The organism is Vreelandella sp. EE27 (genome assembly GCF_968206495.1).
Map to the genome: position 1 here is coordinate 1,770,863 of NZ_OZ309109.1, position 25,921 is coordinate 1,796,783.

Annotated in this window: 23 protein-coding genes and 9 pseudogenes; 10 read left to right on the top strand and 22 right to left on the bottom strand. The window is 55.5% G+C overall.

Features of this window, described 5'->3' with window-relative positions:
• The first annotated feature begins 20 nt into the window (after positions 1–20).
• Positions 21–212: an E3 binding domain-containing protein gene (locus tag ACWHVV_RS08515; protein WP_447928946.1), complete on the top strand. Its 192-nt coding sequence runs from the start codon at positions 21–23 to the stop codon at positions 210–212.
• Positions 213–601: 389 nt separating this feature from the next.
• Positions 602–1,315, top strand: coding sequence for a glutathione S-transferase family protein (locus ACWHVV_RS08520; protein WP_447928947.1), 714 nt, complete (start codon positions 602–604; stop codon positions 1,313–1,315).
• 126 nt (positions 1,316–1,441) lie between these two features.
• On the opposite strand, the gene ACWHVV_RS08525 is transcribed toward ACWHVV_RS08520, so the two are convergent.
• From ACWHVV_RS08525 to ACWHVV_RS08540, 4 genes and pseudogenes are all read right to left on the bottom strand, one after another.
• Positions 1,442–1,876, bottom strand: coding sequence for a tetratricopeptide repeat protein (locus ACWHVV_RS08525; protein ID WP_447928948.1), 435 nt, complete (start codon positions 1,874–1,876; stop codon positions 1,442–1,444).
• A gap of 287 nt (positions 1,877–2,163) precedes the next feature.
• The gene (locus ACWHVV_RS08530; protein ID WP_447928949.1) at positions 2,164–2,547 is read right to left on the bottom strand and encodes a hypothetical protein; all 384 of its coding nucleotides are present in this window, start codon (positions 2,545–2,547) and stop codon (positions 2,164–2,166) included.
• A gap of 42 nt (positions 2,548–2,589) precedes the next feature.
• A pseudogene (locus tag ACWHVV_RS08535) lies at positions 2,590–2,907 on the bottom strand (IS30 family transposase); the annotation flags it as partial.
• 66 nt (positions 2,908–2,973) lie between these two features.
• A pseudogene (locus ACWHVV_RS08540) lies at positions 2,974–3,102 on the bottom strand (transposase); the annotation flags it as partial.
• Between the two features lie 168 nt (positions 3,103–3,270).
• Here ACWHVV_RS08540 and ACWHVV_RS08545 point away from each other — a divergent pair.
• From ACWHVV_RS08545 to ACWHVV_RS08570, 6 genes and pseudogenes are all read left to right on the top strand, one after another.
• Complete coding sequence (locus ACWHVV_RS08545) at positions 3,271–4,029, top strand: PoNe immunity protein domain-containing protein (RefSeq protein ID WP_447928950.1); 759 nt, start codon at positions 3,271–3,273, stop codon at positions 4,027–4,029.
• Positions 4,026–4,841, top strand: coding sequence for a PoNe immunity protein domain-containing protein (locus ACWHVV_RS08550; RefSeq protein WP_447928951.1), 816 nt, complete (start codon positions 4,026–4,028; stop codon positions 4,839–4,841). The genes ACWHVV_RS08545 and ACWHVV_RS08550 overlap by 4 nt, the downstream gene beginning before the upstream one ends.
• Before the next feature lie 310 nt (positions 4,842–5,151).
• Positions 5,152–5,559: a DUF2169 domain-containing protein gene (locus tag ACWHVV_RS08555; RefSeq protein ID WP_447928952.1), complete on the top strand. Its 408-nt coding sequence runs from the start codon at positions 5,152–5,154 to the stop codon at positions 5,557–5,559.
• Positions 5,549–6,949 carry a polymorphic toxin type 50 domain-containing protein gene (locus ACWHVV_RS08560; protein WP_447928953.1) on the top strand — a complete coding sequence of 467 codons (1,401 nt, stop codon included), beginning with the start codon at positions 5,549–5,551 and terminating at the stop codon, positions 6,947–6,949. The genes ACWHVV_RS08555 and ACWHVV_RS08560 overlap by 11 nt, the downstream gene beginning before the upstream one ends.
• A gap of 7 nt (positions 6,950–6,956) precedes the next feature.
• Positions 6,957–7,262, top strand: a complete 306-nt coding sequence (locus ACWHVV_RS08565) for a hypothetical protein (RefSeq protein WP_447928954.1) — start codon at positions 6,957–6,959, stop codon at positions 7,260–7,262.
• 164 nt (positions 7,263–7,426) lie between these two features.
• Positions 7,427–7,612, top strand: a pseudogene (locus tag ACWHVV_RS08570) (IS481 family transposase); the annotation flags it as partial.
• 14 nt (positions 7,613–7,626) lie between these two features.
• Here ACWHVV_RS08570 and ACWHVV_RS08575 read toward each other — a convergent pair.
• From ACWHVV_RS08575 to ACWHVV_RS08590, 4 genes and pseudogenes are all read right to left on the bottom strand, one after another.
• A complete protein-coding gene (locus ACWHVV_RS08575) occupies positions 7,627–7,770 on the bottom strand; it encodes a hypothetical protein (RefSeq protein ID WP_447928955.1) in 144 nt (47 codons plus the stop codon).
• Between the two features lie 33 nt (positions 7,771–7,803).
• Positions 7,804–8,313: a hypothetical protein gene (locus ACWHVV_RS08580; protein WP_447928956.1), complete on the bottom strand. Its 510-nt coding sequence runs from the start codon at positions 8,311–8,313 to the stop codon at positions 7,804–7,806.
• Between the two features lie 306 nt (positions 8,314–8,619).
• Positions 8,620–8,877 carry a hypothetical protein gene (locus tag ACWHVV_RS08585; protein ID WP_447928957.1) on the bottom strand — a complete coding sequence of 86 codons (258 nt, stop codon included), beginning with the start codon at positions 8,875–8,877 and terminating at the stop codon, positions 8,620–8,622.
• A gap of 49 nt (positions 8,878–8,926) precedes the next feature.
• Positions 8,927–9,148: pseudogene (locus ACWHVV_RS08590) on the bottom strand (type VI secretion system tip protein VgrG); the annotation flags it as partial.
• Between ACWHVV_RS08590 and ACWHVV_RS08595 the strand changes: the two are divergent.
• Positions 9,145–9,288 (top strand): annotated as a pseudogene (locus ACWHVV_RS08595) (IS256 family transposase); the annotation flags it as partial. The pseudogenes ACWHVV_RS08590 and ACWHVV_RS08595 overlap by 4 nt on opposite strands.
• A 129-nt stretch (positions 9,289–9,417) precedes the next feature.
• On the opposite strand, the gene ACWHVV_RS08600 reads toward ACWHVV_RS08595, so the two are convergent.
• The 4 genes and pseudogenes from ACWHVV_RS08600 to ACWHVV_RS08615 all read right to left on the bottom strand — a co-directional run.
• On the bottom strand, positions 9,418–10,044 hold the full coding sequence (locus ACWHVV_RS08600) for a DUF4272 domain-containing protein (RefSeq protein ID WP_447928958.1): 627 nt from the start codon (positions 10,042–10,044) through the stop codon (positions 9,418–9,420).
• Positions 10,041–11,516: a hypothetical protein gene (locus ACWHVV_RS08605; RefSeq protein ID WP_447928959.1), complete on the bottom strand. Its 1,476-nt coding sequence runs from the start codon at positions 11,514–11,516 to the stop codon at positions 10,041–10,043. Before ACWHVV_RS08605 ends, ACWHVV_RS08600 begins: the two co-directional genes overlap by 4 nt.
• A complete protein-coding gene (locus ACWHVV_RS08610; protein ID WP_447928960.1) occupies positions 11,506–12,672 on the bottom strand; it encodes a DUF2169 family type VI secretion system accessory protein in 1,167 nt (388 codons plus the stop codon). The genes ACWHVV_RS08605 and ACWHVV_RS08610 overlap by 11 nt, the downstream gene beginning before the upstream one ends.
• 1 nt (position 12,673) lies before the next feature.
• Positions 12,674–13,519 (bottom strand): annotated as a pseudogene (locus ACWHVV_RS08615) (bacteriophage T4 gp5 trimerisation domain-containing protein); the annotation flags it as partial.
• Positions 13,520–13,529: 10 nt separating this feature from the next.
• On the opposite strand from ACWHVV_RS08615, the pseudogene ACWHVV_RS08620 reads away from it, so the two are divergent.
• Positions 13,530–13,672: pseudogene (locus ACWHVV_RS08620) on the top strand (IS256 family transposase); the annotation flags it as partial.
• 86 nt (positions 13,673–13,758) lie between these two features.
• Here the strand turns inward: ACWHVV_RS08620 and ACWHVV_RS08625 are convergent.
• The 10 genes and pseudogenes from ACWHVV_RS08625 to ACWHVV_RS08670 form a co-directional block, all read right to left on the bottom strand.
• Positions 13,759–14,238, bottom strand: coding sequence for an SMI1/KNR4 family protein (locus tag ACWHVV_RS08625; RefSeq protein WP_447928961.1), 480 nt, complete (start codon positions 14,236–14,238; stop codon positions 13,759–13,761).
• An 82-nt stretch (positions 14,239–14,320) separates the two neighbouring features.
• Positions 14,321–14,635: pseudogene (locus ACWHVV_RS08630) on the bottom strand (bacteriophage T4 gp5 trimerisation domain-containing protein); the annotation flags it as partial.
• Between the two features lie 140 nt (positions 14,636–14,775).
• Complete coding sequence (locus ACWHVV_RS08635) at positions 14,776–15,255, bottom strand: SMI1/KNR4 family protein (RefSeq protein ID WP_447895917.1); 480 nt, start codon at positions 15,253–15,255, stop codon at positions 14,776–14,778.
• A gap of 12 nt (positions 15,256–15,267) precedes the next feature.
• Positions 15,268–16,950 carry an HNH endonuclease gene (locus ACWHVV_RS08640; RefSeq protein ID WP_447928962.1) on the bottom strand — a complete coding sequence of 561 codons (1,683 nt, stop codon included), beginning with the start codon at positions 16,948–16,950 and terminating at the stop codon, positions 15,268–15,270.
• On the bottom strand, positions 16,947–18,098 hold the full coding sequence (locus ACWHVV_RS08645) for a DUF2169 family type VI secretion system accessory protein (protein ID WP_447928963.1): 1,152 nt from the start codon (positions 18,096–18,098) through the stop codon (positions 16,947–16,949). The genes ACWHVV_RS08640 and ACWHVV_RS08645 overlap by 4 nt, the downstream gene beginning before the upstream one ends.
• 1 nt (position 18,099) lies before the next feature.
• Complete coding sequence (tssI, locus tag ACWHVV_RS08650) at positions 18,100–20,295, bottom strand: type VI secretion system tip protein TssI/VgrG (protein ID WP_447928964.1); 2,196 nt, start codon at positions 20,293–20,295, stop codon at positions 18,100–18,102.
• Positions 20,296–20,439: 144 nt separating this feature from the next.
• Complete coding sequence (locus ACWHVV_RS08655; RefSeq protein WP_447528675.1) at positions 20,440–21,027, bottom strand: hypothetical protein; 588 nt, start codon at positions 21,025–21,027, stop codon at positions 20,440–20,442.
• 195 nt (positions 21,028–21,222) lie between these two features.
• Positions 21,223–22,932, bottom strand: a pseudogene (locus tag ACWHVV_RS08660) (AMP-binding protein).
• A 35-nt stretch (positions 22,933–22,967) separates the two neighbouring features.
• Positions 22,968–23,873 (bottom strand): hydroxymethylglutaryl-CoA lyase, encoded by a 906-nt coding sequence (locus ACWHVV_RS08665; protein WP_447928965.1) that lies wholly within the window; start codon positions 23,871–23,873, stop codon positions 22,968–22,970.
• A complete protein-coding gene (locus ACWHVV_RS08670; RefSeq protein ID WP_447928966.1) occupies positions 23,870–25,918 on the bottom strand; it encodes an ATP-binding protein in 2,049 nt (682 codons plus the stop codon). The genes ACWHVV_RS08665 and ACWHVV_RS08670 overlap by 4 nt, the downstream gene beginning before the upstream one ends.
• Between the last annotated feature and the right edge of the window lie 3 nt (positions 25,919–25,921).

Here is a 25,921-nt window from a genome sequence, read left to right on the forward strand (position 1 = left end):
AGTAGAGGAAGGAGAAGACCTTGAACAATGACACCACAAAAGCGACCGGCGACCGAGTCCACGCGACGCCTACTGTACGAATGCTGGCGCGTACGCTGGGGGTAGACCTCGCCGAAGTCGCACCCAGCGGCCCGAAAGAGCGCGTCGTCAAGGAGGATGTCAACGCCTTCGTTCGGCAAGTCATGAGCGAGCGAAGAGGGAAGGCTGAGTAGGCATTTTGAGGTTGGCGTTAAATGGGCGCGTCGGTGTCGATGCGCCTTTGACCGTCATAAAAGTTGCTGCGGGCTAATTTCTGATTTTGAGCTCCCTGGTTCTCCAGGGTTATTTTCGTATGCTAGGGTTAACTGGAACGCTCATTGAGCGCTGGATACAAGAAGCACTACCTTGATAGAAACGCCACTGGGACGACAGATACAAACCAATGACGCGAAGGAGACGACCATTCCTGGCGCCTTCGCTTGCGGTGATGTTGCCCGTGTCCCGCACTCTGTGTCGCTTGCCGTAGCGGATGGGTCATGGGCCGGCATCCAGCTTCATCGTTCGCTTGTTTGGCCCGAGCATTGAGCTACAGCGGGCAATGTTTAACTGGGAAGAATAGTTCATGAAACTTTACGAACTAGACTGGGCACTTTATCCGCGCCGCATCGGCATCTACCTGGCGGAGAAGGGCATTACAGATATCGAGCGCGTTGCTCTTGATGCGATGGCCCCTGAAACCGCTTCGCAGCTGAGCTCGATCAGCTTCTTCAGAACCGTCCCCGTTCTGGAAACGCAGGATGGCCACAAAATCCGGACCTCGATCGCGATCCTTGAATACCTCGAAGAGCAGTATCCAGAGCCCAATCTGATCGGCCAGACGGCGCTCGCGCGTGCGCGGACACGGGAAGCCACGGACATTGCCGGAGGCTGCACTGCAGTTGGCATCTGGGCCCACAAAGGCAGTCCAGTATTCACCGGGAGTGAAGACCAGCACGCCACTGCGGCGCGTTATGCTGCAAAGGCCTATTTGAAGGAGTTGGAACGCCTCGACCTTGTCCTCGATGAGTCCGGAGGGCCCTTCCTCACTGGGGCGGATATCAGCATCACAGACTGCATAGCGATGACGACAGTCCAGTTCGCAGCGGACGGCTATGGCGTTGCACTCCCCGCCAGGCTTGGTCGCCTGAGCGAATGGTATGCGCTTATGCAGCAGAGGCCGAGCGCGGTTTGCCCAGCCTATCCAGAGCCGTTTCTGGAGCGTGCCTACGGACTTCCGAGTCATGGGCTCGGTTGGTCATTCGATGATCCAGGATGGAACACCGCTGCTCCGGCCTAAGCCCCATCCAAATGTCGCCAAGAGCCGACCACGGCAAACCATTCGGATCGGGGCCCCGGGGCCCTTCAATAGCGTTGCATTTGGAACTTGAGACCGCCCGCTATACTTATTACTTGAATTCAGAAATCAAATTTTCGCCACAGTCTTCAGAAATAAAAAGTACTTTTCATCTTCAAGAGAAAATATTTCTTCCCCGCCCCCCATATATGCACGGATAAGCTCATCACTAGCTTTTTCCTTTATATTTAACTCGTAAAGTACTTGACCATATCTAAGGTGCAAGAAGGGATTGCCAATTGCCCTAGGGCACGTCATTGCATACTCTAATGCCTCACGTGCAGAGGTATTATAACCTGCTAAAAAGCAAGAATCTGCAATTGCTGCGAGTACCCATGTAGTAGCCTCCCAATCATTTTTAGGTTCGGGAATTAAAGACCACGCCTTATTATACTCAGCAATGGCTTCTTCATAACGTTGAGTTGAAACAAGCTGATCACCAAGAGCGCACCAAGCATTGATAGCCTGGTGTAGTTGTGCATCCAGTTCTAAGTTCGACTGCATCAAGATTCACCTCTTTAATATCGAAAAGTCAGGTGTAATAGGCGGTTGGTGCTTTTAACCCAGTCATGCATCATCTGAGAGGTTAATTGACCTCAACTGCAATTCATAATTATCAGTATTGAGCATAAATTGACACTCCTCTGGAGATTTAGGTTCAAAAGGACGCCCAGTATCATTCCACCAAGTGGCTGAATCGACTTTGTGAACCATGTCAATATTAGCACCAATATATGTCGTTGAGACGTGATGTACTTTTTATTCATATACGACGATTTATACGCAGTCACTTATGCATCCAGGTTCCCTAGATGTAATTTAGGAAAATTTGAATCAATTACTACTTCGCCCCAATCTCCCTTTAGGTGGTAACAGCCTTCGGATGACAATTCAAATGAGTCGATATTTCCATAATCTTCAATTCCATCTGCATCAGTAAACGATTGCCTACTTCTGTCTAACCACTTGATACTTTTCAGTCCTTGGAACACTAATTTTCCATTCTTGTAAGAATATTGTTCATTTTTTTTGGGAGAAGTATACATTGGGTGCTCTGATGTTAGTACAACATCAATTGTGAATGAAATTTCGTTCTTGGCCTCTTCAATTCTCAATACAAAGCTATCTTCCAAGTAGATATATTTAAACTCTTCCCATTCGTAGTATTTGCTCATAACTATCCTATAGGTCGGCGGTCTCAAGTTCCAAGTGCAACACTATTGAATAGTGCTCGGATCGGCGACCGATTTCTTGAGCGCCTCGGCGTAGACTTCCAGCGGCGTGCGCCAGTCCAGTGTCTTGCGTGGCCGTGTATTCAGTGAGTCGGCGATCGCGTCGAGCTCTTCCTGGCTGTAGACCGACAGGTCCGTGCCCTTCGGCAGGTACTGCCTCAACAGTCTATTGGTGTTCTCATTGGAGCCCCGCTGCCATGGGCTATGCGGGTCAGCAAAGTAGATCGCTGTCCCCGTCTTCTGGGTGATCTCGGCGTGCTTCACCATTTCCCGGCCCTGGTCGTAGGTCATGGACAGGCGCAGGTGACCCTCTCCCCGATAACCGAGCATCCAGACTTGGAAAATCAGGCCTGTTGGCTGGTGAACCCAACGTCGGAGGGCGCTTTCTCCGACACCCAACGAGGTACAAGCCTGGGGATAGCTATACCCTTGATCCAGTACCAGGCTGGCAGCGTCTTGTTTAAATTCAGGCGAAAAAGTACGTCGTTTCCTGGCCATTAGACACCTCGCTTATGGTGGCAATATTACCACCTACGTTGGTGTCCGGTTTTATTGGACCACTACAATTGTTAGATTGTTAGATTGTTAGATTGTTAGATTGTTAGATGAGAATACCAGGATGATAGGTGACGCCCAAGGCTTTTAAAGTATTAGGGAGATATACGCATGCTACGTGAGAAGAGCCTGAATATAGACAGTCTCAATAATTATATTGCCCATAGGGATACCACTATCGCACGAGATAAGCGCGAACTTATTGCCCCGGACGAGTTACCAGCGACCGGAAAGGTAATGGGAGCGTCCATGCTTTTTTCGAGTATTATGGAATACCTCATCGCCCGTTATTCGCGGGGGGATGATTTGACCGTTATTCGAGATAGCCTACCGGAGTTACTCGAACAGCGCGAAAATCTGCTTTACTATAGCGATGCATTATCTGAAGAACAGCAAGAGAACAGGTTGATGTACGAGCGTTTGAGCGATGGGGCTTATATTGAGTACATCCGATGGTTAACCATGGCTGTCTGTTTGGAAGTCCAAGAAGCGCATATTAGACGCGCCCTAGAACTGATCGATAACGTTGGGGTTGATGCACTTCTTGACCGAATTGCCATCGCCTTGGGAGATAGTGAACGTTCGGTAGCTACAGAGCTGCTCTACCCCAAACCCTATGGCCCTCTCTATGAGGCACTGGATGCGCCCACTGACCAACAGGGCAAATTGATCCAAAAATTTCTCGATGGCTATGCCAATACCGTCAGAAAGTGGGGAATCTCTATCATCCGTGAGAAAGGATGGAAAAACCATCCCGGCGATTGGTGCTTCGAAGCCGCTTTGGTAGTGAAACTCTTCAACATCGACGACACTGCCTTTCGCGATCATCCGCTCTACCCGGCCGCCCTGATTCATGGAGACCCGGCATGACCCCTGAAACCCTGATACGCGATACTCGCCGGTCACCGATCTACTTTACGTCACTGCTCAGCGAACTGGCACTGGGCCTGCAGGGCGAGCCGACCGATCCCGTCAACCGTCTGCCGGACGACCGTGTCCGCAGTGCTTGGCAACTGTTCGAAGGGTCGCTTTACCGCCTGATCGCACGCTACTCCCAAGGGGCTGCGGTGGGTAGCCTCAAGTGGGACCTGGACGAGGTACTACGCCGACGCGAACAACTGGCCGAGTATGGCGACAAGCTGCCGGAACGCCAGCAGGTCATGCGTCGTTCGCTGGAACATTTCGATCCACGCTTCATGACCTTCGATACGTATCTTTACCACCTCTGGTGGTGGTCGCTGGCCGTTTGCATTGGTGTCAGCGATATGTATCGACAGCGCATGCTGGCCGTGACTGGTAATACAGGTCAGGATGCTCTTTTCGACCAGTTGGCGGTAACACTTGGCGCCACCGACCGGCCCATGGCCGATTCGCTCTGCTACCCGGAACTTCACGCGCCGTTACTCAAGATTACCGGGCTGTCGCAGACGCATCGTCCTTCTTATCTCCAGTCCTTTCTGAATAACTGGTATGCACACTGCGAGCCAGCCGCGTGGTACGACAACCATCTCATGGAGGAGGATGAGTGCGAGGAACTGGCCGACTTTTATGTCGGCTATTGGTGCTTCGAAGCCGCTCTGATGGTGGCGCTCTACGAAATCGACGACACAAGTTTTCGTAATCACCCGTATTATCCGGCTGACTTGGCACGCCATTATCGTGCATCGCGGAAGAATGTTTAATGTTGCTATCTGGTGTACAGGCTCTTCGTCGCTTCACATTAAGTAGAACGCATTCAGCCGGCGGCCTGCTGGTCCGCCGCCGGGATCAGTCATGATGACGCACTGCGACTTGTTCCAGCAGTCACGTACACATGGTCGACCTGCCTAACGCGGGCGTGTTACTCCTGTTTCGCGCCATCCTGCACACTCTCAGCCGGCAAGGCCAAGTGGCTTTCTTGCCGCAGTGAATACAAGTGCTTAGCCAAGGTATTGGACCGATTGTTCCTTGGTGAGAGCCGCGAGTGAGCAACTAGGGCACGTTTGATGAAACGTGGAAAACCGAGCGTCCCCCTACTGGCCAGCGGTTTTCGATTATCGGTTCCATCACAGCGCCCCGGCCGACCTGGTCACGCAGGGCTATCTGCGCCGTGACGAACCCGTCGTGCTGACCAACTGTTTACCGAACAGCACCGAGATTATCGAAAACGACCGATTTCGCTTTTTGCACCGCACACGCCTGCCGGGCATCGCCCTGCAGGCATTGACCGAGCACGCCAGCGGCGAGCGAGGGTTGACACCCCTGGAGCTGGATACGGTCAGTATCTATTTGGACGAGCAGAAACTGGCCCTTACCTGGCGGGTGCTCTTCCCGCTGGAGGATCCGCTCAGGAAGGTACGGATCAGGCGCATACCACTGGCAGTGACCTCATCCACTGGAGGGGCACGTCATGTCAGATGAGAGCAACATGCCACCAGACGAGCAGCAGCGGGCCCCCAATGCCCAGGCTCGCCACGCTGGTAATGCGGAGGCCCGATGGATAGCGTTGACCAGCTTTCCTGATTTTTGTCGGGTGGGCGACAAAATCATTGGCTTCGACTCCTCGGCACCGCTTGGCAACCCGGTGAACTACTCCCCTAACGTGATCACCGCCGGGCAGCGTACTTACCGGGTTGGCGATCTGAGTCAGGGAACGCAAGGAAATGACGGTTCAGGGGTGGAGTCCGGCACTTCCCAGGGCAGCGGCCATGTACTGTTCCTGACCGGGCAAAATAACGTGCGCGCCAATGGCCAGCCGGTAGTGATCGATGGCAGCGAGGCCATGATCAACTGTAATGCCGCAGGCATCGGCGGGGCCAAGGGCTATGTCCATACGAACACGCAAGTAGTCAATAGCCAGCCCGACGCAACCGATGAACCGCTGAGCGAGGCCGAAGAATTACAGCAACAGGCCGAGGCTCACCTGCACCGTCTGGATGAACTCAGCGAGGCGCTGAATGAAAACCCAAACGGCAAGACCGCCGCCCAGGCCGAAGCGCTCTACGCGGAGGTACAGCAACTAGGCAGCGAGACCCGGGCTCAACAAGAAGCCGCCATGGAGGCCTATCAAGCGGGTCATCTCAACGACATCGAGTTGGTGCAAAGCCTTACTTTGGTTGATGAAGCCGCCAATCGTGCGTTCGACATGGAAAATGGAGAAGCCAAGCGGCAAGCACAATTCACCTCGGATGTTGGGCGCAATACAAGGCAGATAGGTGATTTCGCAGCAGAGGTGCTTTTGACGCCATACGGGATGGCGAAAGATGCCTGGGAGTTCAGTCGGCAGGTTTTTAATGGGCACTACGCGGCGGCTGCAGGGGTGGCGGCGGCAGGGCTCTTATCAGTCATTCCTGGGGTAAGGTGGTTTCGGAAAAGAAAAAAAGTTGACGATCTTCCCAAGAAAAACGATGGTACCAGTTCGGAAACACCCTCCAACTCACGGGAGCCTGGTTCGGACAACGATGGGATGCGGGTGGAGCAAAAGCCGAATAATATTACAAGTAATAGGCTGCCAGTCCCAAGCAACTTACCAAAAAACATTCATCTTGGCCAACAGGGTAAGCATATACCAGAACACAATAATTTTACTCCTGGACGTTCGCCGTTATCTGAGGATATAAATCCTCAACAACTCCTTGATAATGTACATGATGGAACACATCCCATCATTAGAATGACTCCTAGAGACCAGCCTGTGGTTGACTTTGGTAGAACCATCGGTCAATTTGAAAATAGCAACACCCAGTTTGGAATAATTCACCACGGAAAGCATGGTGCGCATATCGTGCCTGCAAACCCAGTGCAATTTTGAGGTTTTTATGAAGCTACCAGAATGGTTAGTCTTATGGACTTGGCAGTCTCTGATTGGAGAAATATATCCAGAAATTAGAGCGATCGCTTTGCGCTTCGATGCCGATAAAAATTTACTCATACGATACTATTTGGAAAGAGAGCAGAAAGAGTATGATATAGAATCTGTAGAGAATGTTATAACAAATATATTGGCTCACACCTCATCAAATGAACAAATTATAAAAATTGAAAAAGAAATTTTATTTTCAGAAAATAAATTAGCGGATTTGGATATATTGGATGGCTTTATTTATGCAAGACGAGAGTACTAAGTGGCTATGCAAAAGTTATTGAGTAATCAGTGCCGTAACCATTGCATACATTTTCGACCGCTTCACAAAGCTTCTGTAGGGTTCCCGATGATCAAATCGCCTATAGAAGTTATCCTCTGTTAGCCGCCAGGGAGCTTCTGCAACGATTCATCCGGGGCAGGTTCATGGACATCAAGCTTCATAAACAAGCCACGACCACCCCAAAGGTTCGTGCTGAAATCCAGTCAGCGCCTTCCAGCATCAGCAACGGCGAGCTGGCTCGCCAGTACAGCGTCGCCACCGCGACCATTCGGCGCTGGCGGTGCCGGGAGGATGTCCAGGACCGATCTCATACGCGGCACAACCTGCTGGATAAAAGTTATTATCAATAAAGAGATTTCCTTTTGGGCTGATAAAAAAACTCACCTTCAACATCATCAATTTCAACGTTAACTTGAATCTTATTCCACTTATTAGGCACAAAGAGCGCGGCCTCTTGAACGGCATTTATTTGTATGTCAATACTCATTATCCCACCTGATAGGTTAGGTGTTACACCTGCTCATTGAAACCGACCAGACTTTACTAAAAGATTTGATTCTTCTACATATGAGAATCGAAGCTCTTCAAACGTAGCATCCCACTCACCAACCCCATGATAAGCTTTGATAGCTTTTTCTAACCGAACAGGCGCTACCCCTTTCCGATAGCGTAGTTTATCAAGAACATCTCTCGTCACTTGTTTTCGACTCTTTCTATCGAATGATTCTGCAACTGCTCCTCCGGGCTCTTCCACTTTATAGATCGGCTGAAGAATTTTGGATGTATCACAGTCGCGCCTGATAATCGGCCAATGTCCATGCCATATCTTCGCATCCAGTGATGATGAGGCGATAACTGGTGTCAGTTGATCCAGTTCAATTTCAATTACATCGGTCGTGCTGTCGAATTTTTCTTTAAAAATTAAAATATAAAATTCGCTTTTCCATTTTTCCGCGACAACTCCTAGACAAAAAAAGTCTTTATCTAGATAAATAGAAAATAAATCGCCTTTGTTTGCCACAATATTCATATATTTAAGGCCTCGACCTAGGTTCTGGCAGCCCGAGTTCTGCTCTACGCGCAGCTCCAACGGGATCCTTTAAATTAGAGACAAGTGGAGATTTTCGAGCCGCAACTCCACCAGTTAGCTCTTGAATAAAATTATGTTCTAAAACATCCCGTTCGACGCCAGGCTCAGCTCGTCCGATAACTTCGAACTCAAAATCCGCATCAGGATTTGCTCTTGCATGCTCACTTTGTCTTTGGACGAAGCGTGCTTCGTTTTTTGCTTGACCACCATACGGCACGACTTCTCCTGCGCGATCTGTACATGCATTTACACCTCGGTGCCCAGCTTGCCAAACAGGACGTCGCGGTCATCGCGAATCCACTGCGCAAACGGGTTGGCGCTATCGCCTGCCAGTTCGGTCTGAAAGCGAATGGGGCGCTGTTGCGACGCCATTTGCAGCGGCCAGCCGTCGCCGGTGAAGCGGTAAGTAGCGCGCACCGTCAGCACGTCATATTCTTGATCACCCGGCCCCAGTTTACGAAACAGCGCATGGGGAAACGGCGTGGGGTTGGTTACATTGGCCATATCACCACCCCGGGGTATTGCCGTCTTTGACCATGGGGTCGTTCATCGGGTCGCTCTCGGCGGCGTCTTCCTCGCTGCCGGGGGTGTGCAGCCAGATCTGCTCCTCGTCGGCCTCGTCTTCAAAGCGCAGTTCTTTGAAGCCCTCGGCCTCGTGGCTCTGGGTGCGCAGCACGGTACGGGTCTTGTTGGCCGGCAGCGGGTAGGGCGGAATGTTCGAGGCGTGGTAGGTGCGCCCGGTGACCAGCGGCTGGTCCGGGTCAATTTCCAGAAACTAGCCTGCTCAAGCTCCTTGATGCCGGTATACTCAAGGCCCAAGAGCGTTGGACGCATCCTGTCTAGAATTGAAACCCGACGCTGTCTCAAGTGGCGATTCATGTTCTCAACCGCCTGAAGGATAACATCAATTTGTAGTGGCCAAGCTGACACAGAGTTTTGAACACCCTCAAGTGGGTCGATGCCGACAATCCTTTGGCTCACCCCCCCCATTCAGCACTTTGATAAATGAAGCGGGCTTATTACATAGGTTCGGGCGGGAAGTAGTTATGTATCAAGGGCTATGTCATCCCAGCCTTCATTAGAAATAATCCATTCTAACGCTCGACGACGCTCCCGAACGACTAATGGTGGAACTTTTCCAGGAGCAGGTATACCTCTCAACTCTGCGTCCCTAATTGCCCAATGTAAGCAGTATACAAGATCTAAAGCTGCAACAATCTCCTCGGCACCCCTTACTCTTGCAAGATCCTTAAAATAGGTCGACGGGGTTCCCGTATTCAAATCAGGAAAAAGAGCAATAAAGTCATCTGAGCATGAGTCAGAAAAGTCTAGTTTATTATGATGGTTAGTCACCCATGTTGTTGCCCATAGAGCTTCTACCTGCCACTGAAAAAAGGATGCTCTTTGATCGAATGGATCATCTAAGTATCGAAACTCAGAATGTGAAAGACCATCATAAAGTCCTTCTTTTTTTAACCATTTTTTTGCTTTTTCCCTTGAGAAACCATAAGAACAAGCTACGCAAGCATATAAACAAAGTGTTCGCTTAACTATTTCATTCTTGGATCGTAAATTCGCTATTGGATCCAATAGCGGTAAATTGGAGTTAATCGGATAACCCAAATTTTCAGCAGCTTTTTCACTAGATTGCCGTATCTCTCTTAAATTCATTTACTTCCTCCAAAGTGACGACCAAAGCCGCCTTGTCGATTTGGCCCCGGATGTAGCACATCTTGAAGCAAAGGGTTTCTGTGTTCAGTTCGTCGAAGAAGTTGCATTACTCTTGGGTTTTCGAACGGATGATGCCATTCAGTTCCAGGTGGATTACGCAGAGCCGCCCCCGATCCAGACTGCATATGGCGAAGAACATCTGTACCAAGAATATCATCTGTCATTTGACGAAATTGACTATCTGTTAGCAGATCGGCGTAACGACTATTGGCCGAACTTCGGTGAGCGGGACGACTAGTACCACTGATCGGCATCTCTGATAAAACTTCATAGTTATTAAAGTTGGTGCGTGTTTCCTTGGTATTCAGTTCTCCCGAACTACTACCTCCCATGTTAGTCGAATTTTGCTCCACCCGCAGCCCATTATTATCCTGAATAGGGTTTTGCTGGTTGTTTGGAGTATTACTAGCTTGATTAGCCGTGCCTCGTTCAATCCCCTCTGATTTCTTGAATCTGCCAAGCACTTTGTTAGCAGCAGAGCCAAGAGCACGCCCAATAGGCGAAGCCTCCAGTAACACAGGCACAGCAGCTTGCCCATATTGGCCTGATCTGACACCGTCTCCCACTTCCTCAAGCAGCTGTGCCGCCCCTATAATAGGGTTAAAACCAATGATAAAGTCAATTGCTGTGCCTTTAGTATTAGCACGCCCAACTTGCCGTACAGCGTTTTCTTGCAAATCTAGAACATTGATGGCAGCTTCATTAGTGTCTTCCATCAAATCATGTAGTTCATCCCCGGTAAGGCTGCCGTTGTGATAAGCCTCTCTTGCCGCCTCCATCTGACGTTGCACGCTTTGGTCAAGCGCTTCTACTTGTGTTTGCAATATCTGCGCTTCAGCAGCGGTTTTACCAGTGGGGTTTTCATTCAAGGCGTCACGTAGTTCGTCTGCATGCTCCAAGTTGGCTTGGGCCTGTTGCTGTAATTGCTCGGCAACGCTGAGTGGCTCGCTAGTTGCTTCGGGCTGGCTATTGACTACTTGCGTGTTCGTATGGACATAGCCCTTGGCCCCGCCGATGCCTGCGGCATTACAGTTGATCATGGCCTCGCTGCCATCGATCACTACCGGCTGGCCATTGGCGCGCACGTTATCCTGCCCGGTTAGGAACAGTACATGGCCTCTGCCCTGGGAAGTGCCGGACTCCACCCCTGAACCGTCATTTCCTTGCGTTCCCTGACTCAGATCGCCAACCCGGTAAGTACGCTGCCCGGCGGTGATCACGTTAGGGGAGTAGTTCACCGGGTTGCCAAGCGGTGCCGAGGAGTCGAAGCCAATGATTTTGTCGCCCACCTGACAAAAATCAGGAAAGCTGGTCAACGCTATCCATCGGGCCTCCGCATTACCAGCGTGGCGAGCCTGGGTATGGCGGGCCCGCTGCTGTTCGTCTGGTGGCATGTTGCTCTCATCTGACATGACGTGTCCCTCCAGTGGATGAGGTCACTGCCAGTGGTATGCGCCTAATCCGTACCTTCCTGAGCGGATCCTCCAGCGGGAAGAGCACCCGCCAGGTAAGGGCCAGTTCCTGCTCGTCCAAATAGATACTGACCGTATCCAGCTCCAGGGATGTCAACCCTCGCTCGCCGCTGGCGTGCTCGGTCAATGCCTGCAGGGCGATGCCCGGCAGGCGTGTGCGGTGCAAAAAGCGAAATCGGTCGTTTTCGATAATCTCGGTGCTGTTCGGTAAACAGTTGGTCAGCACGACGGGTTCGTCACCGCGCAGATAGTCCTGTGTGACGAGGTCTTCGGGGGCACTGTGATGAAACCGATAATCGAAGTCCTCGGGCCAATAGGGGTAGCGCTGCGTTCGCCACGCTTCGTCCAGCGTGCCCTGATAGCCAACCCGGGGCGCCCACCAGGGGGCGATAGGGCCATATCCCATGGGGGCGGGCCGGTCGAAAGGGGAGGTGATCAGCGAGCCGGGCGCCACCAGCTGCGGTGCTGGTAGGTGCGTAACGGTATCGAGTTGCTCTTTTAACGGGCGCACTAGCGCCCTTGGCAGGCGCTTGTAATCGCTTCGCGAAGGCAGCCAGCCTCGGCCCACTGGGTTTTCGGGGTGATAAAGTGTCTTGTCGACGGGGTGGGTCATTTCGTCGTCAAGCGGCGAAATAAAGTGGCCGCCGAAGGCGTAACGGTAGTCCAGGGGCAGCTCGCTGACGAGGCCCGGATCCGTAAGGTGCCAGCCACCCAGCAGGCGCCATTGAAAATCGCGTGGGCCATAAACGAACAGTTCTTTTAAAAGTGGGCCCACTTTGAGACCCACCTTCCAGCCCGTGCGCGGCTGACTTGTCGGTGAACGCAGGGTCCCGTGCACGTGCACGTCGGTGCCCAGCTTGCCGAACAGCACATCACGGTCATCCGTAATCCACTGAGTAAAGGGATTTGTCGGGTCACCGGCCAGCTCGGTTTGCCAGCGAATGGGGCGCTGCTGGGGTGTTTGAAAAAGCGGCCAGCCGTCGCCGGTGAAGCGGTAAGTAGCGCGCACCGTCAATACGTCATACTCCCGATCCCCCGGCCCCAGCTTGCGAAACAGCGCGTGAGGAAACGGCGTGGGGTTGGTTACATTGGCCATGTCACCACCCCGGGGTATTGCCGTCTTTGACCATGGGGTCGTTCATCGGGTCGCTCTCGGCCTCGTCTTCCTTGCTGCCGGGGGCGGGCTGGGCGGTGCCGGTATTGAGCAGCACGTCGTCGGGGCCGTCGACATGTACCCTGGTGCCCGCCTTGACGTGAATCTCCCCCGCGTCGAGGTAGATCGACTCTTCCGTGAGTACCAGGCGGCTGTTACCTACCTGAAGCGTCAGCTGGTTGCCCGCTTTCAGGGTCACGTTGCGCCCGGCGTTCACGGAGTGGTTGAAGCCGACCTGGGTGCTCTGATTGACGCCGACGACGGTGTTCATCAACGCGCCGACGTTCAGGCTGTAGCCCAGGCCGACGTTCTCCATGCGCCCCAGCCCGACGTTTTGCAGGTAGGCCTTGCCGACGGTTTCGGTCTTGTTCTTGCCCACCTTGGTCGACCAGTGTTTGCCGATGCGGTCGGTCTCGTTGCCGTCGACAGTTTTTTTGCGGTTCTTGTGAACGGTATGGGTTTCGTTACCGTCGACGGTATGTATTTCGTTGCGATGAACGAGGTGGGTTTCGTCGCGGTCGATGTCGGTGGTGCGGTCGCGGAAGACGTGCAGGGTGTTGTCGCGCTTGATCTCTTCGCTACGATCGTTGAGGGTCAGCAGGTCCAGATCCTTCTGAGCGTGCAGCCAGATCTGCTCCTCGTCGGCCTCGTCCTCGAAGCGTAGTTCGTTGAAGCCCTCGGCCTTGTGGCTCTGGGTGCGCAGCACGGTACGGGTCTTGTTGGCCGGCAGCGGGTAGGGCGGAATATTCGCGGCGTGGTAGGTGCGCCCGGTCACCAGCGGCTGATCCGGTCAACTTCCAAAAACTAGCCTGCTCAACCCCCTTTATGCCGGTATACTCAAAGCGTCTGAGCGCTGGACGCATCCCGTGCAAAACTGGAACTTGACGCTGTCACAGATGGCCATTCACTTCCCAAGCGCTTGGAATACCATCTCACCCTATAAGGCTGGCTGAGACCAAGTTTTGAACGCTCCCGATAGGCTGCCTGTTCATTCAGGCTAAATCCACATGAAACGACGAAGAGTCAAGATCATTCATCACCCTCATACAAGGCATCTAAAAAATAACTAAAGGCATTGGATACCTTTACGATGCTTTCGGGTAATATACTATTATTCGGATCAAAAGGAGTTTTGTCTTCAAACTCATGTTCTTTATAAAAAACCTCTCCATAAGAGTCATTCCGCAAAGATAGTAGAAAAAAGTTTCCACCATGAGTATTTGCAATAAAGATAAGACCAGCTGGTATGTTATCACCAATTTCTTTCATCTTATGAAGAATATCATTCGCAGGCTTTACATTCAGCCCATAAAACTTCTTGATTTCATCACCTGGCAGCTTTAACTTCTCAGCCTCAAAATCAATATAACTTTCTAATGGAACACCTCCATTATATTTTAACAAAAAGCTCTTATACGCTTCGGGCAATATATAACCTAGCTGACTTTCAGCCTTGACCAAATCTTCAGAAGCTAATCCCTTACCTGTGGCAGTCATATAACTTAGCATTTCAAACTCCTATTAACGAGACGCCGAGGCACTACCTCTATGAGTAAAGCTTCATGTACTGATTCATCAACATGCTGCATTGCAGGGTGTTGTCACGCTTGATCTCTTCGGTGCGGTGGTTAAGGGTCAGCAGGTCCAGATCCTTCTGGGCGTGCAGCCAGATCTGCTCCTCGTCGGCCTCGTCCTCGAAGCGCAGTTCGTTGAAGCCGTCGGCCTTGTGGCTCTGGGTGCGCAGCACGGTACGGGTCTTGTTGGCCGGCAGCGGGTAGGGCGGAAAGTTCGAGGCGTGGTAGGTGCGCCCGGTGACCAGCGGCTGGTCCGGGTCGCCTTCCAGAAACGAGACGATCACCTCGTGGCCGATGCGCGGAATGGCCAAGGTTGTGTAGCCGCTGCCCGCCCTATGTCGGTATATTCAAGGCTTCTGAGCACTGGATGCGTCCCGCGCAAAGCTGGAAATTGACGCTGTCAAAGAGTTTTGAACACCCTCGACTTAGGTGCTGCACTTAATTAGTTACATTCAGTAACTTGAGACTGCCATCATTCATCACCGTCATAAAGACAAGCTAGAAAATCATCAAAATTATTGGAAACTTTTACAATGCTTTCAGGCAATATCTTGTTTTTTGGATCAAAAGAAGAGCTGTCTTCAAACTCATGATCTTTATAAAAAACCTCTCCATAAGAGTCATCTCTTAATGAAAGCAAGAAATAATTTCCGCCAGAAGTATCAGCGATAAAGATAAGCCCTTCTGGAAGCTGATACCCAATTAATTTCATTTTATGAATAATGTCATCACATGGCTTCACATCTAAACCATAAAATACGTTAACCATATCACCTAGAAGCTTTAGTTTCTCACCATTAAAATCAATGCAACTCTCTGTAGGTTCTCCTCCATTATATTTTAAAAGAAATTTTCTGTAAGGTTCAGAAAAAACATAGCCAAGCTCACTTTCAGCTTCTTCCAAAGCTTTCTGGCTTAGCTCTTTTCCCATGCCGTTCATTTCAGTTAGCATAATCAACTCCTGTTAGCGAGATGCCGAAGCACCTCCTTTATGGGTAAAAATTGCGTGTATATCTTTATCAACAAGTTGCATTGTAGATTCATCGCCATGGTGATGCCAAGTGTAACCTCTTGACGGTTTATCTGGCCACTGTCCTTCTCTGGATCCTCTTGAACGACGACTTATACCATGTGTTTCGTTAACATAATTGTCGCCTTTTTGCTTTGAGACCTCATTCCAAGCTTTAGAAAAATCACCTCCTTCTGGTGGATTTATTTTCGATTCGGGCAGACCTCTCATCTCTGGTATAGTTACATTTTCTTTTGAGTAATTAGAAAAGTCCGGGTATCGATGACCATCCGGTGGGCCTGGCTTGTATGATACTTCAACATCAATGTTACCCATGCTTGACGTTTCCATTCCAGGCTTTCCATAAATTATCGTGTCAGTGGCTTCATTATATTTAACCGAGCCGCCGTTTTCTTTCCATCTTGCGAACTCTGGAGCATTCGGCCCAGCATTAGTACGCAAGATTCCATTCTTGTCACGAAACCGACCTTGAGAATCCAACTGAACATCTGTAGCAGTAGTTCTATTATTGGAATTTTCTGAATCATCGTCTCTTTTTCTTCTAGTTGAGGGTTGCTCTACATTTAAACCTTGATCGGGGGTTCGCGGCGGTGTCTCTGGCGTACGCCGAGCCACACTGCCCAGCTCGCCCGCCGCCCTGGCCCCACCGGCACCTTTCGTACCCCATAGCTCGAGTGCGACCGTAACGGTCGCCATTTCTAACGCGCCAAAGAAGCCGTTACGCTCTTCGGCTTCCTGCCAGGCATTGACCAGGGTGTCCTTGGCGCCATCCCATGCCTCACCTGTCTCTTGCCAAGCGTCGTTGTAACGCGCCGTACGCGCTTCGTCACCCGTGGCCCAGCCCGCTACGCCATCCGCCACTTCGAACAGATTGGGGCCCGAGAGTGTACTGAGTCCTTCGTAGCCCGTTTGGGCGCCTCGTACGATTTGTTCGCGAGCGGCGGTCGTGGTGGCTGCATCACTGGTGAAGGGAAGGGCCTCCCACATGTTTTGACCAGCGGCCGTGGCATCCTCCCACCAATCGCGTACAACACGTTCCCCTTCTTCGCCTGGCGTATACTCACCGCGGCCGCCACCTGCTGCTTCGGCCCGGCTTTCGACCCTCTGCTCGGCGGTCACCAGGTAGCCCCGTGCGCCGCCGGTGCCGGACGCATCACAGTTGATCCGACATGGACTGCCGTGGCGCGCAATGGGCAGGCCGTTGGCCTTCACGTTCGACTGCCCCCCGGTGATCAGCACGTGGCCGCTGCCCAGCGAGGTACCGGAGACCACGTGCTGCCCGGCATCGCCCTGGACTCCCTGAAACAGGTCGCCCTCACGGTAGAGCTCGCTCCCCGCGGCCACCACGTCGGGGGAGTAGCGAACCGGGTTGCCCAGCGTGGCCGTGGAGTCAAAACCCACTACACGGTCGCCCACCTGACAAAAGTCCGGCTCACTGCAGGCGGCGAGATACGTATGGCTCCCCAGGCCGACGTGTAGCGTTTGACCGCTCAGCGGTGTCGTGGAAGGCGGCGGGGGGGGGGCCGGCGGCGTGTCTTCCTCGTCAACTGGCGGATATCGTTTCGCCACGACGGTCATGGTTTCAAGTCGTTCCGGTTCCATGAAATCGTCGCTCATGCGCGCCTCCGAGTGGGCATCGGGGAAGCCGCCACCAGGACGCGGCGTACGGGGTCCTCCGGCGAGAACAGCGCCCGCCATGTCAGGGTCAGCTCCCGCGTATCCAGGTCGATGCCAACCGTATCCAGGGCCAGCGCCGTCACGGTTCGCTTGCCACTGCGCTGTTCGGCGAGGGCCTTGATGGTCAATCCCGGAAGGCGGGTCCGGTGACAGTAGAAGCCGCCGCCTTTCCCAACAGTGGGCATCCACTGGCTGCCGAGCAGGCAGTTGGTCAGCAGCACCTCTTCATCTCCCTGCAGATAGTCAGGTGTGATCAGGTCGGGGTGGGCGCTTTGGTAAAAACGCGAGTTGAAATCCGTGGGCCAATAGGGATAGCGTTCGGCCAGCCACTGATCATCCAGGGTGCCCTGGTAATCCACCCGCGGCTGCCACCAGCGCGCGATAGGGCCCCAACCCGCCGGGGGGAGTCGGTCCAGCGGGGAGCGGATCGGGAAGTCGGCCGCTTCCAGTTGGGGCGCTGGCAGCTCGGTCATGCCCTCCAGTGCCTGTCGAAGCGAACGGGCCGCCTCCCTTGGCAGACGTCGATAGTCTTCTCGGGAGGGAAGCCAGCCGCGCCCGACAGGATTATCGGGATAATAAAGAGGGAAGGGAGCCTGGTTGGACGTCTCAGGCGCTGCCGCCCCCTCGTAGTAGCCACCAAAGGCGTAGCGGTAATCCAGCGGTACCTCATTCACCGGTTCGGCGGAGGTGATCCGCCAGCCGCCCAGAAGCCGCCACTCGAAGCTACGCGGGCCATATGCCATCAGAAGCTGACTGATCGCCCCGACTTTCATGCCGACCCGCCAGCCGTGGCTGGGAGCACCCGAGGGGGAGCGCAGCGTACCGCTGACGTGAATATCCGTGGAGGGTTTACCCACCACCACGTCGCTGTCATGGAGGATCAGGCGATTTTCGCTACCTTCCGGGCCGCCTGCGTAGGTTTCCTGCCAGCGGATGGGGTGTTGAGTTCCCGCCAGCGCCAGGGGCTGTTGATCGCGAGTAAAACGGAAGGTACCCCGCACGGCCAGCACTTCATACTCCAGATCCCCCGGCCCCAACTTGCGAAACAGCGCATGGGGGAAGGCCGTCGAATTAGTCACATTGGCCATGTCACCACCCCATTGTATCGCCGTCTTTGACCATCGGGTCGCTCTCGGCGTCGTCTTCCTTGCTGCCGGGGGCGGGCTGGGCGGTGCCGGTATTGAGCAGCACGTCGTCGGGGCCGTCGACATGTACCCTGGTGCCCGCCTTGACGTGAATCTCCCCCGCGTCGAGGTAGATCGACTCCTCCGTGAGTACCAGGCGGCTGTTACCCACCTGAAGCGTCAGCTGGTTGCCCGCTTTCAGGGTGATATTGCGCCCCACGTTCAGGGAGTGGTGCATGCCCACCTGGGTGGTGTGGCTAAGGCCGACCACGGTGTTCATCAGGGCGCCCACGTTCAGGCTGTAGCCCAGGCCCACGTTCTCCATGCGCCCCAGGCCGACGTTTTGCAGGTAGGCCTTGCCCACGGTCTCGGTCTTGTTCTTGCCCACCTTGGTCGACCAGTGCTTGCCGATGCGGTCGGTCTCGTTGCCGTCGACGGTTTTCTTGCGGTTCTTGTGAACGGTATGCGTTTCGTTACCGTCGACGGTATGCACTTCGTTGCGATGAACAAGGTGGGTTTCGTCGCGGTCGATGTCGGTGGTCCGGTCGCGGAAGACGTGCAGGGTGTTGTCGCGCTTGATCTCTTCGCTACGGTCGTTGAGGGTCAGCAGGTCCAGATCCTTCTGGGCGTGCAGCCAGATCTGCTCCTCGTCGGCCTCGTCTTCAAAGCGCAGTTCGTTGAAGCCCTCGGCCTTGTGGCTCTGGGTGCGCAGCACGGTACGGGTCTTGTTGGCCGGCAGCGGGTAGGGCGGAATATTCGCGGCGTGGTAGGTGCGCCCGGTCACCAGCGGCTGGTCCGGGTCGCCTTCCAGAAACGAGACGATGACTTCGTGGCCGATGCGGGGGATCGCCATGGTGCCGTAGCCGCTACCGGCCCAGCCCTGAGAGACACGCACCCAGCAACTGGCGGTCTCGTTAGGTTCGGCGTAGCGGTCCCAGGGGAATTGCACCTTGACCCGGCCGTGTTCGTCGCAGTGAATCTCTTCGCCTTCCGGGCCCACCACGAAAGCGACCTGGGGACCATCCACCCGCGGTTTGGGGTTGGGCGTGGGCCGCCAGGTCTGCGTTCTAGGCATGATGACCACGTTGTTATGGTAACGCGTCATCTGCTCGCTGGTTTGCTCGGCGGTGGCGCTGCCCCGCGCCATGCCATCTTCCTCGAGCGCCTGGGGCTGCTCACCATGATGTACGGCAGAGACGACCTGCCAGTCGTCGTTGAAACTGGCGACATCGTGGTCGGTCAAGGTAAAACAAACGCCTGGCGCGAGTTCCGGTAGATCGCTTTCGGCTTCGGCAGTGGTGGCATCGGCGCGAAGCGCGTCCAGCCGATGACGCGAGAAGGGCTTGCCCGAGGCATCTTGCTTGTAGCGGCCGGGGTAGTCGAAGTGCTCGTAGTCTCCCCGCTGAGCGTGACCGCCCAGGCCTGACGCCGTTTGCTCGTGAAACTGCGCGTAGCCGGGGGTCTTGAAGCTGTAATCCTTGAGCGCCGCCGAGGCCGGGCGTACCCGGCTCACTTGGCGAAGCTTGCGTAGGTGTCGCTTGGGAGAAGTGCCGCCTGCCCGCGCGTGATAGCTGCGCTCACCGATACTGGTCAGCGTCGTCGTATCGTCGGCGAATACCAGCCGGTGAGCGCCACCCTCCGTATTCTCGAATTCATGAAAATAGAAGCAGCCCTCTTCGGCGGCCAAGCGCTCGACAAAGTCCAGGTCGGTTTCACGGTACTGAACGAGAAACTCTCGCGGCGGTGGAGTGCGCGTCGTAGCAAAGCCGATATCGGTAATACTGCGCTCACCGGCAAGCGTATTGATCGCGCTGTGGGGGTCGGTCTGCTGGAAGATGCGGGAATTCTGGCGCAGCGATAGCCGCCATAGGGCCGGGCGAATCTCGACATGGTAAAAGGTGCGGCGGTGCCCGCTATCGCCCCGGCCAAATTCACTGACGATACCGTGAATGCGCCGCAGTGGTTCGCCATCCTGCCAAATCGTCAAGGTGGCGATTTGGTCAAGGCAGTCGGCAGGGGATAAATCATGAGCGCGGCTGGCGAACTCAACGGCCAGCTCGAAAGGTTGGGAGAGCGTTTCCCGGTGGGTAAAACGTACAACCGCTATATCGCTTGCCCCGGCCAGGGTCAAGGTAAACTGCAGCCCCGTTCTGTCCGCCATGGTGTCACTCTCCTGAACCGTATGTTGCTTATAGGAAAGGCCAGGTTAGCGAGTGAGCGGTAAAAAAACAATTATTATCAGCTACGTAGCGGCAATGGCTTACATCAAAGTAAGAAATGTCTTACAAAAGCTAAGTATCAATCGTTAAAACGGGATATGAATCGAGGCGCTAAGCTGATTCAAATGGCTAAGCGTGGGGGCGTCGATGCGTTCGTATTCCAGTCGGCTGACCAGACGTTTGACGGTCATGGTGGCGCCAAAGCCTTGCAGCATGGCGGTGCCGCTTTCATCGCCTTCGAGCTCGGTTTCGCCACGCCACTCGGTTAGCCCGGATTTCGCGTAAACGCTGAACGCGCCCATGCGAAGGCCCGCCACCAGGGCGCCGCCCAGTGCCAGGGTATCCTGAACGAGCGGGGCGACGCTGGAGGTCGTGAAGACTTCCTCGCTTTCGCGGTAGGCGATTTCCGCGCCGATATCGACGCGCGGTAAGTTGCCCGGGCTGAAGCCGGCCGTGAGCCGAAAGCCGGAGGTGTAGCTGTCGATGCTGTTGAGATTGCTGCCTTCGAGCACCACGCCGTTGCCCAGCGACATCATTTCGCTGTCCGGGGCGGTGTAGGCTTTGGGGAGTACGTCGGTATTCAGGTAGCTGCTTTCGCTTGCAAGGCAGAGCAAGGGAAAAGAGCTGCCGAGAACACTACATAGAAGGGTGCTTGCCAAGCGGTTGGTTGGCATCGTTGTTATCCTTTTATAAAAGCCAAGTCCCCCAAGCCTAGCAACAAGCGTGGGGCTCGACCACGTTAATTGCGCGATTCATCAAACTTTCAAACGGTTTTTTGCCCATCTTATTGAAACGCTTGCAACCTCCATGAGGGCCGGCCCGCCACTTAACGTGCAAGGCGTAGCCGGCGGTCAGCGAGCGCGGCGCATTTAAGAGAGCGTCGCTCGGTCGAGGCCGAGCTCGAACGTCGAGATTTCGCGCATTTTGAATTTCTGAATCTTGCCCGTGACCGTCATGGGGAATTCATCGACGAACTTGAAGTAGCGCGGAATCTTGAAGTGGGTGATTTTATCCTTACAAAACGCGCGTAGCTCTTCGCCGGTGGTCTCATCCTGGTGGGGGTCGAGGCGAATCTAGGCGACCAGCTCCTCGCCGTACTTTTCATCCGGCACGCCGGTGACCTGTACATCCAGCACCGCCGGGTGGGTGTAAAGAAACTCCTCGACCTCGCGCGGGTAGACGTTCTCGCCGCCGCGAATCACCATGTCCTTGATACGCCCGACGATTTGCAGATAGCCGTCCTCGTCCATGGTGGCCAAATCGCCGGTGTGCATCCAGCCGGCGCGGTCGAGGGCATCCGCAGTGGCCTTCTCGTTATTCCAGTACTCGAGCATCACGCTATAGCCGCGGGTACAGAGCTCGCCGATTTCACCCCGGGCAAGCACGGCGCCGCTACCGGGGTCGATGACTTTGCTCTCCAGGTGCGGCTGGGTGCGCCCCACGGTGGAGACACGCTTTTCAATGGTGTCATTGGCGCCGGTCTGCGCCGAGACCGGGCTCGTTTCGGTCATCCCGTAGGCGATCTGCACGCCCTTCATGTTCATCTTCTCGATCACCTGGGTCATCACCGCCGCCGGGCAGATAGAGCCCGCCATGATGCCGGTGCGCAGCCCGGAGAAATCCGTGTTGGGGAAGTCTTCGTGCTCGAGCTCGGCGAGAAACATGGTGGGCACCCCGTAAAGCGCGGTGGCGCGCTGCTGGTGAACCGCCTTGAGCACCTGACCGGGCTCGAAGGCCTCGCTTGGGTAAATCATCGCCGCACCGTGGGTCATGCAGCCCAGGTTGCCCATCACCATGCCAAAGCAGTGATAAAGCGGCACCGGAATCACCAGCCGGTCTTCACTGGTAAAGCCCATGCTTTCCGCCACGAAGAAGCCGTTGTTGAGGATATTGTGGTGCGAAAGGGTGGCGCCCTTGGGAAAACCGGTAGTGCCGGAGGTGTACTGAATGTTGATCGGGTCGTCGAACGAGAGCGTTGCCTGAAGTGCTTCGAGTTCGGCCTGGTCGGTTTGTGCCGCCTGCTCCAGCATATCGACCCAGCGCCACATCCCCGCGTGCTGCTCGGTACTTAGGTTGATGACGCACTCGAGCGAGGGCAGCGTAGCGGAGGCAAGCTTGCCCGGGGCGCACTCGTCAAGCTCCGGGGCAAGCTCAAACAGCATGGCGCGGTAGTCGGCGCTTTTGAAACTATCCGCGCAGATCAAAAAGCGCGCGCCGGACTGGTTCAAGGCGTACTCGAGTTCCTGGGTGCGGTAGGCCGGGTTGATGTTGACCAGAATCGCGCCGATCTTAGCGGTGGCGAACTGGGTCAGCGTCCACTGGGCACAGTTAGGCGCCCAAATGCCCACACGGTCGCCGCGCTGTATCCCCAGGGCCAGCAGCGCCCGGGCGCAGCGGGTCACCTCTTCATGAAGCGCTCGGTAGCTCCAATGGATGTTCTGGTGCAGCACGATCAGCGCATCGTTATCCGGATACTGCGCGGCAATTTGATCGAATTTGTCGCCAATGGTCATGCCTAAAAGCGGCTTATCGGCGGTGCCGCTCGAGTAGCTGGGAAGAGGGGGTACGTTGAGCGCCATGGAGTCTCTCCGTCTCTGGTTGTTGTGATCTCGATTTAGTTGACCCTACTCCGGGCCTGGGCCACTTTGGAGCCGGGCGGGCGGCCGAGTTCTCGGGTAATCCAGACACCGGTGTCGATCACCTCATTCAGATCGATGCCGGTTTCGATGCCTAAGCCTTCGAGCAAATAGAGAACGTCTTCGGTGGCTACGTTGCCGGAAGCCCCCTTGGCGTAGGGGCAGCCACCAAGGCCCCCGGTAGAGGCGTCGATCACACGCACACCTTCCTCCAGCACCGCGTACAGGTTGGCGATCGCCATGCCGTAGGTGTCGTGAAAGTGCGCGGCCAGGTATTCGATGGGCATCTCGCGGGCGACCGTTCGAATCATCCGCTTGGCGGCCAGGGGCGTGCCCACGCCGATAGTGTCGCCAAGCGATATTTCAAAACAGCCCATCGCGTAAAGCGCGCGGGCAACTTCGGCGACTTTCTCCGCGGCGATGGCGCCCTCGTAAGGGCAGCCCAGTACGCAGGAGACGTAACCACGCACCCGCACGCCCTCGGCTTTAGCGCGCGTTAGAACCGGGGCGAAGCGTTCGAGCGACTCGCTAATCGAGCAGTTGATGTTTTTTTGCGAAAACGTCTCGGAGGCCGCGGCGAACACCGCGACTTCCTTGACGCCGGCGCTCAGCGCATTCTCTAGCCCCTTGAGATTGGGGGTCAGCGCCGAGTAGGTGACGCCGGGCGCACGCGCGATGCCCTGCATCACCTCCAACGCATCGCCCATTTGCGGCACCCACCTGGGCGAAACGAAACTGGCGGCCTCGATGTGTGTAAGCCCGGCGCGGGCCAGGCGCTCGATCAGCGCGATTTTGATGTGAGTGGGCACCCGCGCGCCGGGCTCGTTTTGAAGCCCGTCCCGCGGGGCCATTTCGACCAGCCGAACGCGAGCGGGAAGCGTCATGGCGAATCTCCTTCTTCCAGCGGCGCGAAGTCGAGCAGCACGTCGCCCTGGCCGACGCTTTCGCCCGGGGCGAAGTGAAACGCCTCGACCTGGCCATTCGCCGGGGCGCTGAGCGTGTGCTCCATTTTCATCGCCTCCATCACCATCAGCGGCATGCCTTTCTCGACCGGCTTGCCGGGCTCGACCAGGTGCGCCACCACCGTGCCGTGCATAGGCGCGGTAAAAGTGGCGGCCACTTCTCGCGCGGCGTGATTCAGCGCATCCAGGCGCTGCCAGGTCAGGCGTGTCTCGCCTTGTGGGTCGACCATCACGAGCGTGTCGCCGTCGCGCTGTACCTGAAAGCGGCGCCGGTGGCCGTTGAGCGTGATCGCAACGCTGTCGCCGGAAAGCGTGGTTAGGCTTGCCTTGAAGCGCTGACCCTGCACGCTTAGCTGCCACTCGGGCGCATTGGGTTCGCGGGTGGCCTCGACCACGCTGGCATCCGCCTCCATGCCGGTGGTTGCCAGGGCAATACGTACTTTATGGGGGGCGTTCAGGCGAAAACCGTCAGCCCGGTCCCAGGGCGTTTGCGCGTCGCGCGTTGCTGCATCGCGCTGGTTTAGCGTGTTCAAGGCGATCAGCGCACCGCGCGCGAAAGTCTCGGCGGTGATCGCTTGCTCGTCGAAAAGGTCATTCCCGTGGCGTTCGATAAAGCCCGTGTCGAGTTCCTGCGCCTTGAAGGCGGGGTGGCTGGCCAGGCGTTGCAGGAATGCCCGGTTGGTCACCACGCCTTGAACGTCCAGCGCGGCCAGCGCCCGGTTGAGTGTGGCCAAGGCCGCCTCGCGGTGGGGGCCGTGAACGATCAGCTTGGCAAGCATCGGGTCGTAATGCATCGAGACCACATCGCCACTTTCCACGCCGCTGTCCAATCGTACCTGGGCGGCGTTGAGGTCCGCACCTTCCAAATCGAGCGCAAAGCGGGTGAGGGTGCCGGTGGCGGGCAAAAAGTCGTTGGCCGGGTCTTCGGCGTAAAGGCGTGCCTCGAAACTGTGCCCGCTAATGGTGAGTTCGTTTTGCCCGCACGGTAGCGGCTCACCCATGGCGATACGCAGCTGCCACTCGACCAGATCCTGGCCGGTGATCATTTCGGTGACCGGATGTTCGACCTGCAGCCGGGTGTTCATCTCCATGAAGTAGAAGGCGCCGTTTGAATCGAGCAGAAACTCGACGGTGCCCGCGCCCACGTAGCCGATCTCCTGGGCGGCGCGCACGGCGGCGTTGCCCATCGCCTCGCGAAGCTCGCGGGTCATGCCCGGGGCGGGGGCCTCTTCGAGCACCTTTTGGTGGCGGCGCTGCACGCTGCAGTCGCGCTCGAACAGATATACGCCATTGCCCTGAGCGTCGCAAAATACCTGCACTTCCACGTGGCGCGGCTTGACCAGGTACTTCTCGATCAGCATACGCGCGTCCCCGAACGACGCCTTCGATTCGCGCCGGCAGCCCTCGAGCGCAGCCTGAAACGCCTCGCCGCTTTCCACTACGCGCATGCCCTTGCCGCCGCCGCCGGCGCTTGCCTTGAGCATTACCGGGTAGCCGATCTTGTCCGCCTCTTCTCGCAGGTAGCGGTCATCCTGATCATCGCCGTGATAGCCCGGCACCAGCGGCACCTCGGCTTTGGCCATCCGCGCCTTGGCGGCGGCTTTATCGCCCATCGCCTCGATCGCCGACGCCGGCGGGCCGACGAAGACCAGGCCGGCCTCATCGAGCGCGGCGACAAAGGCGCTGTTCTCGGAGAGAAACCCGTAGCCCGGGTGAACGGCGCCGGCGCCGCTACGCCTGGCCGCGTCGATCACCGCCTCGATGTTTAGGTAGCTTTCCCGGGCGGCGGCGGGGCCAATGTGAATCGCCTCGTCGGCTTCGCGCACGTGGCGGGCGTGGGCGTCGGCGTCGGAGTAGACCGCCACGGTTTTCAATCCCATCCGGCGGGCGGTGCGCATCACCCGGCAGGCGATTTCGCCCCGGTTGGCCACCAGTAGCGTGTCGAACGTGGTAAGAGTTGCGCTCATAAG